Origin of the sequence: Trichococcus pasteurii, assembly GCF_900112935.1 — a bacterium.
Classification (GTDB): Bacteria; Bacillota; Bacilli; order Lactobacillales; family Aerococcaceae; genus Trichococcus; species Trichococcus pasteurii.
Genome location: NZ_FONM01000004.1, coordinates 173,464 through 180,957, shown reverse-complemented (window position 1 = coordinate 180,957; position 7,494 = coordinate 173,464). Strand labels below are relative to the sequence as shown.

Here is a 7,494-nt window from a genome sequence, read left to right as displayed (position 1 = left end):
CAGGACGGTTTCACCGTCGCAGATCGCATCGACTTCCAGCTCTTGTCCGATCAGGTAATGATCGACCAGGACCGGACGTTCAGGACTGGCCACGACCGCTTCTCGCATGTATTTCTCCAGATCGGCTTGGTTGTAGACGATCTGCATCGCCCGGCCGCCCAATACGTAGGACGGACGCACCAAGACCGGATAACCGATTTCGTCGGCAACTGCGACCGCTTCTTCAACGGTCACGGCTGTTTTGCCGGGTGCTTGCGGGATATCCAAGTCGCGCAACAACTGTTCGAACAATTTGCGGTCTTCAGCGCGGTCCAGATCTTCCAGGCTCGTGCCCAGGATCTTCACGCCGTGTTTGACCAATTTGTCGGCCAGGTTGATGGCCGTTTGGCCACCGAACTGCACAACGACGCCCAACGGTTGTTCCAGATCGATGATCGCCATCACGTCTTCTTCGGTCAGCGGTTCGAAATACAGCTTGTCGGAGATCGAGAAGTCTGTCGAAACGGTTTCCGGGTTGTTGTTGACGACGATCGCTTCATAGCCGGCTTCCTGGATTGCCCAGACCGCATGCACAGTTGCGTAGTCGAACTCGACCCCTTGGCCGATACGGATCGGACCGGAACCCAAGACGATGACTTTTTCGCGGTCGCTCGGGAAAGATTCCTGTTCCATCTCATACGTGCTGTAGAAGTACGGTGTGAAGGATTCGAATTCGCCCGCACACGTATCCACCATCTTGAAGACAGGAACGATGCCGTTGGCTTTGCGCAACGCGTAGATGTCTTCCGAAGCCATTCCCCACAATTCCGCGATGATTTCATCGCGGAAGCCGTATTTCTTCGCTTCGCGCAGGATCTCCAGGTCTTTCGGTTCGGCTGCCGCCACTTCCTTCTCCAAGTCGATGATGTGCTTGAATTTGTACAGGAAGAAGTAGTCGATTTCGCTCCATTCGTGGATCGTTTCCGGTGTCACACCGCGGCGCAACGCTTCTCCCAGATAGAAAAGACGTTCGTCGCAAGCAACGCGGATATTCTGTTCGATTTCTTCCATCGTCACAGTCTGACCTTGGTCTTTCGGCAATGCCAGATGGTTGACGCCGTATTCCAAAGAACGGACGGCTTTCAGCATCGATTCCTCGAACGTATGGCCCATGGCCATGACTTCGCCTGTTGCTTTCATCTGTGTGCCGAGGGTACGGTCGCCCTTTTCGAATTTATCGAACGGGAAACGCGGGATTTTGGATACGATGTAGTCCAAAGCCGGTTCGAAAGCCGCGTAAGACGTGCCGGTTACCGGGTTCTTCATTTCATCCAAGGTCAGGCCGACCGCGATCTTCGCCGCCATCTTCGCGATCGGATAACCGGTCGCTTTACTCGCCAAAGCCGAAGAACGGCTGACGCGCGGGTTCACTTCGATGATGTAGTAGTCGAACGAGTACGGATCCAATGCCAACTGGACATTGCAGCCGCCTTCGATTTTCAGGGCGCGGATGATCTGCAGGGAGACATCGCGCAGCATTTGGTATTCTTTGTCGGACAAGGTCTGGGAAGGCGCCACGACGATGGAATCGCCTGTGTGGACGCCGACCGGGTCGATGTTTTCCATGTTGCAGACTACGATTGCGTTGTCGTTGCTGTCGCGCATCACTTCGTATTCGATTTCCTTGAAGCCGGCGATCGATTTTTCCAGCAGACATTGCGTCACCGGTGAGTAGCGCAAGCCGTTGGCTACGATTTCGCGCAGGTCGGCTTCATTATGGCAGATGCCGCCGCCGGTGCCGCCCATCGTGAAGGCCGGACGGACGATCAACGGATAACCGATTTCCGCGGCGAAGCTTAATGCTTCCGCCACTGTGTGGACGATGTCGCTCTCAGGGACCGGCTGATTCAATTCCGCCATCAATTGGCGGAACAGGTCGCGGTCTTCGGCTTGTTGGATGGAACTCAATTTTGTTCCCAACAACTCGACATTGAATTCTTCCAACACGCCTGCTTTATCCAATTCCACCGCCATGTTCAGCCCGGTCTGGCCGCCCAATGTCGGCAATAAGGCATCGGGGCGCTCTTTGCGGATGATGTTCGTGATGAATTCCACAGAAAGTGGCTCCATGTAGACTTTATCGGCGATTTCAACGTCCGTCATGATTGTAGCAGGGTTGGAGTTGACCAAAATGACTTTGTATCCTTCTTCTTTTAACGCCAAGCATGCTTGCGTTCCGGCATAGTCAAATTCAGCTGCTTGGCCGATGATGATTGGGCCTGAGCCGATCACTAAGATGGATTGAATGTCGGTACGTTTAGGCATGTTGTTTTCCTCCTTGGACTGCTTTCATCATATCTACAAAATGATCGAACAAGTAATTTGCATCGTGCGGTCCCGGCGCTGCTTCCGGATGGTATTGAACCGAGAAGACCGGTTTGGTTTTGTGTTTGACGCCTTCGTTCGTGCCGTCGTTCAGAGCACGGTGAGTTGCGACCAAGTCTGTTTCGCTCAGGCTGTCTTCATTCACAGCATAGCCATGATTTTGGCTCGTCAAGCTGATTTTGCCGGTTGCAAGATCCTTCACCGGATGATTTGCGCCGCGGTGGCCGAATTTCATTTTGTAGGTTGTCGCACCACCGGCTAATGAAATCAACTGGTGTCCTAGGCAAATTCCGAACATCGGCAGATTTTCCTGCGCAATCAATTGCTTGATCGTTTCGATGGCTTCCGGAACGGATGTCGGATCTCCGGGTCCGTTGCTTAACATGATGCCATCCGGGTTGAAAGCTAAAACTTCCTCTGCGCTTGTGTTCCAAGGAGCCAAAATGACTTCGCAGCCTCTTTTCAATAATTCTGCAAGGATGTTGTCCTTGAAGCCGAAGTCAAGCAAGACAACGCGTGGTCCCTCACCCGCATATTTTTTGATTTCTTTCGTCGAATTCATTTGGATTTCGTCAACCGGTAATTCGTAGGCTTTCAACGATGCGACAATTTCATCCAAATTGTCCGCATTTTTTACCATTGTGCCGCGCATAACGCCGGCATTGCGGATTTTTTTTGTGATGCTGCGTGTATCCACGCCGTAGATTCCTGGTACATCAAATTCCTTCAAAGCTACATCCAACGTTTTGGTGCAGCGGAAGTTGCTTGGATGTTCCGCCAATTCATGCACGACCATCCCTTTCAAGCCCGGATGCACGCCTTCAAAGTCATCTTCGTTGATGCCGTAGTTGCCGATCAACGGATACGTGAAAGTGATGATCTGGCCTGTGTAGGAAGGATCGGACAAAGTTTCTTGGTAACCTGTCATCCCTGTGTTGAATACGATCTCCCCGATTGCATCCTTTTCTGATCCGAAAGCATATCCTGGATAGCAGCTGCCATCTTCTAAAACTAAAAATCTACGTTGTTTCATGTTCTTCCTCCTGATTTCTGATTGACAAGGTACATACCTCACGCTTGCATGAAAAATAGGAAAATGTAAAAAAAACACACCTATTATTGGGCGTGTTTCAACGGTTGTTTACATTAATCGTTTCACATGCCTTGTTAGCCTCTCTGTGCTAATTTAAAGACGTTCTGGCCACGCTGTATCCCGTACAGTATTGTGGATTACGTTAATTTTAGACTATCTGGATAAGATTTTCAATTGATTTTTCCCAAAAAGGAAAAAAAGATGTGATTTTTAATTGTTTTTGAATTTTAAACATAGAAATACCCTTGGAAACAACGGGTTTTGTTCCAAGGGTACTGACCATAATTTATTTTACGTCCTCTTCGATTCTATCGGCAGGCGTCACTTTGTGTACTTCCGGTTCCTGCTCATCGGCAGGCGTGAAGTCATCGACAAAATGGTCGGTGCCGTTGTAGAGGTCCAAGTGATAGAAGCCATCCTCATAGCGGACGACCGAAATGCTGGCGTTATCCAGATGGCGGTCGATCGAGAAATCTGGAATGACGGCATGAATCATGTTCCGGATTGTCATCCCGTGGGAAACGATCAGAATGTTTCTTTCGGAATCACGGTGCTCGCCGATCAGTTTGATCAAACCGCGTTCGACGCGCAGCCAGAAAGTCATGTAGTCTTCAGCTTCATGGTAAGGATCCATTTCCTTCAATCCGTTCAACTCTTCGATGACGGAACGGTGGGCATCATAATTCGGCTCGCCATCCGCGCTTCCCAGGAATTTATTCAGGTTCCCCCAGGTTTCACTCGCATCCAGCCCTTCAAAAGAGCCAAAGAATATCTCCCTGAACTCAGGCATGGCCACCACTTTCAAATGATCGGCATGCTGGTTTTCTTTCAAAATGATCTGTGCTGTTTCAAATGTCCGTCTCAAGTCGCTGCAGTAGACCGCATCGAACTTGACATCGCCCAAGCCTGCTCCGCTTCTCATGACATCGCGTCTGCCTCTGGGCGTCAGTGGGGTGTCGGACCAGCCTTGCATCCGATTGTATTTATTAAGATAAGTTTCTCCGTGTCGCATAAAATAAAACGTTACTCCCTTTTTCAAGGTTAACCCGCCTCTCTCAAGCTACTTTTGCATTAGGATACTTGCTTTCCTTCTCTTATCTTAACAATTCCGGCGGCCGATTGCATCTATTTCGTGCAACTATTTGTCGCTGAGCAGATCTTCCACGATTTCGCCGGATTTGTAGGCGCGCAGCAGTTGCTGCAGGTCGATGACTTGCTGGGTCAGTTTCTTGCCGACATCCGTCTGCCTTACCGTCTTGCGCTCCAATTCCTTGTCGACGATGCGTCGGGTCGAAACGATATCCTTTTCGTTTTCGATGGCATCCTGACGGGAAGTGAACGGCTGATGCGAAACCAGCTGCATCCCGAAGGAGTTGTACAGCAACGTATATCCGGCCAGCCCTGTCGTATTCTGGTAGGCTTTCGAGAAACCGCCGTCGATGACGATCAGCTTGCCGTCCGCCTTCAGCGGATTCTCGCCGATTTTTTCTTTGACGGGTGTGTGGCCGTTGATGATATGGCCTTTCTTTGGATCCAGGCCGAATTCCTTCAGTATTTTGTAGGACAGTTCCACATTGTCGCGCTGCTCGTAATACAGGTTCTTCTTCTCGACGTGCGTTTCCTTGTCCGCGACGTAAAGGCGCTCGAAAGTCGTCATCTTATCCTTTCCGAACAAGGACGAAGCTTTCCCTTCCCACAGGTACCAAATCAGATCCAGGCTGCGGATATTGTGTTTCGTTGCTTCGCGGTTCAGATACCCTCTGCGCAACACTTCTTCGTATTTGTCCAGGAGGGCTTTGCCGCTGTACTTGACGTTAGCGATCGGCAGCTCCATGAAGCTGCCGTCCGGATTCAGCGGCACACAGCCGTGGAACAGCAGGTTGTCGTTATAGCTCAAATACATGCTGCCTTTGCTGAGAAGGAACTGGACATGCTTCTGCAATCTTTCGGAATTCTGGAAACCGGTCATGAGTCTCTCGACAACCAGAATTTCCTCTTCGGTCAAGCGGTACGGATCGGCTGGATCGACTGTCGGGAAATAATCGCACAGCATCGGGTAATCTTTTCCGTCCAGATTTACCGTTCCCGTTTCGTAGTCGATGAAGTCCAGTACCATCCGATCCGCCATGTCGAATTCAGGGTGGCGTTTGATGATTTCCCCTTCGAGCTTGAACTGGATGATCGATATGGCTTGGTTCATTTTGGCGATCTGACGGATTTCCTCCGGGAAGATTTTACTTTCGTCTTCGCTGTTGATTTTCGGCATGAACGGTTCGTAGCGGTCCTCTTTGTAGACCATTTCCGCGAACGTGATCAGCGGACGCAAAGAGATCCCATAAGCATCCTCGATGATTTCCAGGTTGTTGTAACGGGCAGAGATGCGGATGACGTTGGCCATGCAGGCTGCCGACCCGCTCGCGGCACCCATCCAGAGGACATCATGATTACCCCATTGGATATCCAGCTCGTGGCCATCCATGAAAGTGTCGATAATTTTATCCGGGAAAGGGCCTCTGTCGTAGATGTCCCCGACAACATGCAGGTGGTCGACGACCAGGCGCTGGATGACATGCGAGATGGCAGCGATCAGTTCTGTCGCGCGGTCCAAAGAGATGACGGTCTTGATGATCTTTTCGTAGTAATCCTCTTTGTTCGTCATGATTGTGTCTTTGAAAAGCAGCTCCTCGATGATATAGGCGTAGTCGGCCGGGATCGCCTTTCTGACTTTCGAGCGCGTGTATTTCGAAACGGTGAACGCGCAAAGTTCCGTGATGCGCAACAAGGTCAAGGAATAAAACTCATTGATTTCCTCTTCGGATTCCAAGCTGTCCACGATCATGTCGATTTTGTCTTCCGGGTAGTAGACAATCGTCGCAAGCTGGTTCATCTCGCGGGTGCTCAATCTTCCCTGGAAAATCTCGCGGATCTTTTCCTTGACGTTACCGGATCCATTCCTGAGTACATGCTGCACGGCGTCATATTCCCCATGCAGGTCGCTGATGAAGTGCTCGGTTGCTTTCGGCAAGTTCATGATGGCTTCCAAGTTGATGATTTCGGTTACTGTTTTTGCTGCTGTCGGATATTCTTTTGCCAGCAATCGAAGATACTTGTCTTTCGTTATCATTACAATTACACCCCTACTTTTGTCATTTCACTTAGAACGGAACCCCGCAAGGCAAACGTTGCTCACAGGATTATCTTTATTTTTCCTGACAAGATGATTACTTCTATCATAGCTTGAATTAAAAAAAAATGATAGACAAGATACAAAAGTTACACAATTAGTCACAATTTCGACAGTGTACCTGTCCGGGACGGCTTGCTTGGATCAAGCCGCAGTTTGTGCCTTCTCCGGTGAGCGGTGGCCTGAACGGAGTTGGCGGCCGTAACGGATCCCGCTCCTCCGGCGAAGCCTGCCTCGTCGGAGGTGAGTGCGGATTTCGCCGCTCTCCTCCTGCCAATGGCAGCTTCACCGGAGCTGGCGTTAACCTACCTCCCCAGCCTCCCAAACCGCAAAAACGCGCCTGCAATCCATCAGGAATGCAGGCGCGTTTATTGCGCAAATGTATGCTTATCTTTCTTTCAGCGCTCTGTCGATTTCGCGTTTCATATCTTTTTGTTTCAATGCATCACGCTTGTCGTAGCTCTTCTTCCCTTTTGCGAGTCCGATGAGCACTTTCGCGACGCCATTCTTAAGATAGACTTTTAACGGAACCAGCGTAACGCCGGTTGTCTTCGTTTCCTCGATCAGATACTTTATCTGATTTTTGTGCAGCAATAATTTCCTGGTGCGCAGCGGATCATGGTTGAAGATATTGCCCTGTTCGAACGGGCTGATATGCACATTCTGCAGGAACACTTCCCCGTTCCGGATGCTTGCATAGCCGTCCTTCAGGTTGATTTTCGCTTTGCGGACGGATTTGATTTCCGTTCCCGTCAGCACCATCCCAGCTTCAATCGTGTCGAGGATGATGTAATCATGGCTGGCTTTTCTGTTCTGTGCTAAAACTTTTCCTTCGCCTTTTGGCATAGTCGGA

Annotated in this window: 5 protein-coding genes; all 5 read right to left on the bottom strand. The window is 50.2% G+C overall.

Annotated features, from left to right (window positions below):
- The coding region (carB, locus tag BM184_RS06000) for a carbamoyl-phosphate synthase large subunit (RefSeq protein ID WP_093365069.1) at positions 1-2,304 on the bottom strand (2,304 nt) is incomplete at its 3' end.
- Positions 2,297-3,397, bottom strand: a complete 1,101-nt coding sequence (carA, locus tag BM184_RS05995; RefSeq protein WP_086942594.1) for a glutamine-hydrolyzing carbamoyl-phosphate synthase small subunit — start codon at positions 3,395-3,397, stop codon at positions 2,297-2,299. The genes carB and carA, both read right to left, overlap by 8 nt.
- Before the next feature lie 346 nt (positions 3,398-3,743).
- A complete protein-coding gene (locus tag BM184_RS05990; RefSeq protein WP_310793413.1) occupies positions 3,744-4,469 on the bottom strand; it encodes a histidine phosphatase family protein in 726 nt (241 codons plus the stop codon).
- A 126-nt stretch (positions 4,470-4,595) separates the two neighbouring features.
- Positions 4,596-6,581, bottom strand: a complete 1,986-nt coding sequence (locus tag BM184_RS05985) for a fructose-1,6-bisphosphatase (protein ID WP_086942592.1) — start codon at positions 6,579-6,581, stop codon at positions 4,596-4,598.
- Between the two features lie 447 nt (positions 6,582-7,028).
- Positions 7,029-7,487: an SsrA-binding protein SmpB gene (gene smpB / locus BM184_RS05980; protein ID WP_086942591.1), complete on the bottom strand. Its 459-nt coding sequence runs from the start codon at positions 7,485-7,487 to the stop codon at positions 7,029-7,031.
- Positions 7,488-7,494 lie beyond the last annotated feature (7 nt).

Bases quoted from the DNA above. Each gene is read 5' to 3' on its own strand.
- carA (WP_086942594.1), bottom strand. From the start codon at position 3,397: ATGAAACAACGTAGATTTTTAGTTTTAGAAGATGGCAGCTGCTATCCA.
- smpB (WP_086942591.1), bottom strand. From the start codon at position 7,487: ATGCCAAAAGGCGAAGGAAAAGTTTTAGCACAGAACAGAAAAGCCAGC.
- BM184_RS05985 (WP_086942592.1), bottom strand. From the start codon at position 6,581: ATGATAACGAAAGACAAGTATCTTCGATTGCTGGCAAAAGAATATCCG.
- BM184_RS05990 (WP_310793413.1), bottom strand. From the start codon at position 4,469: ATGCGACACGGAGAAACTTATCTTAATAAATACAATCGGATGCAAGGC.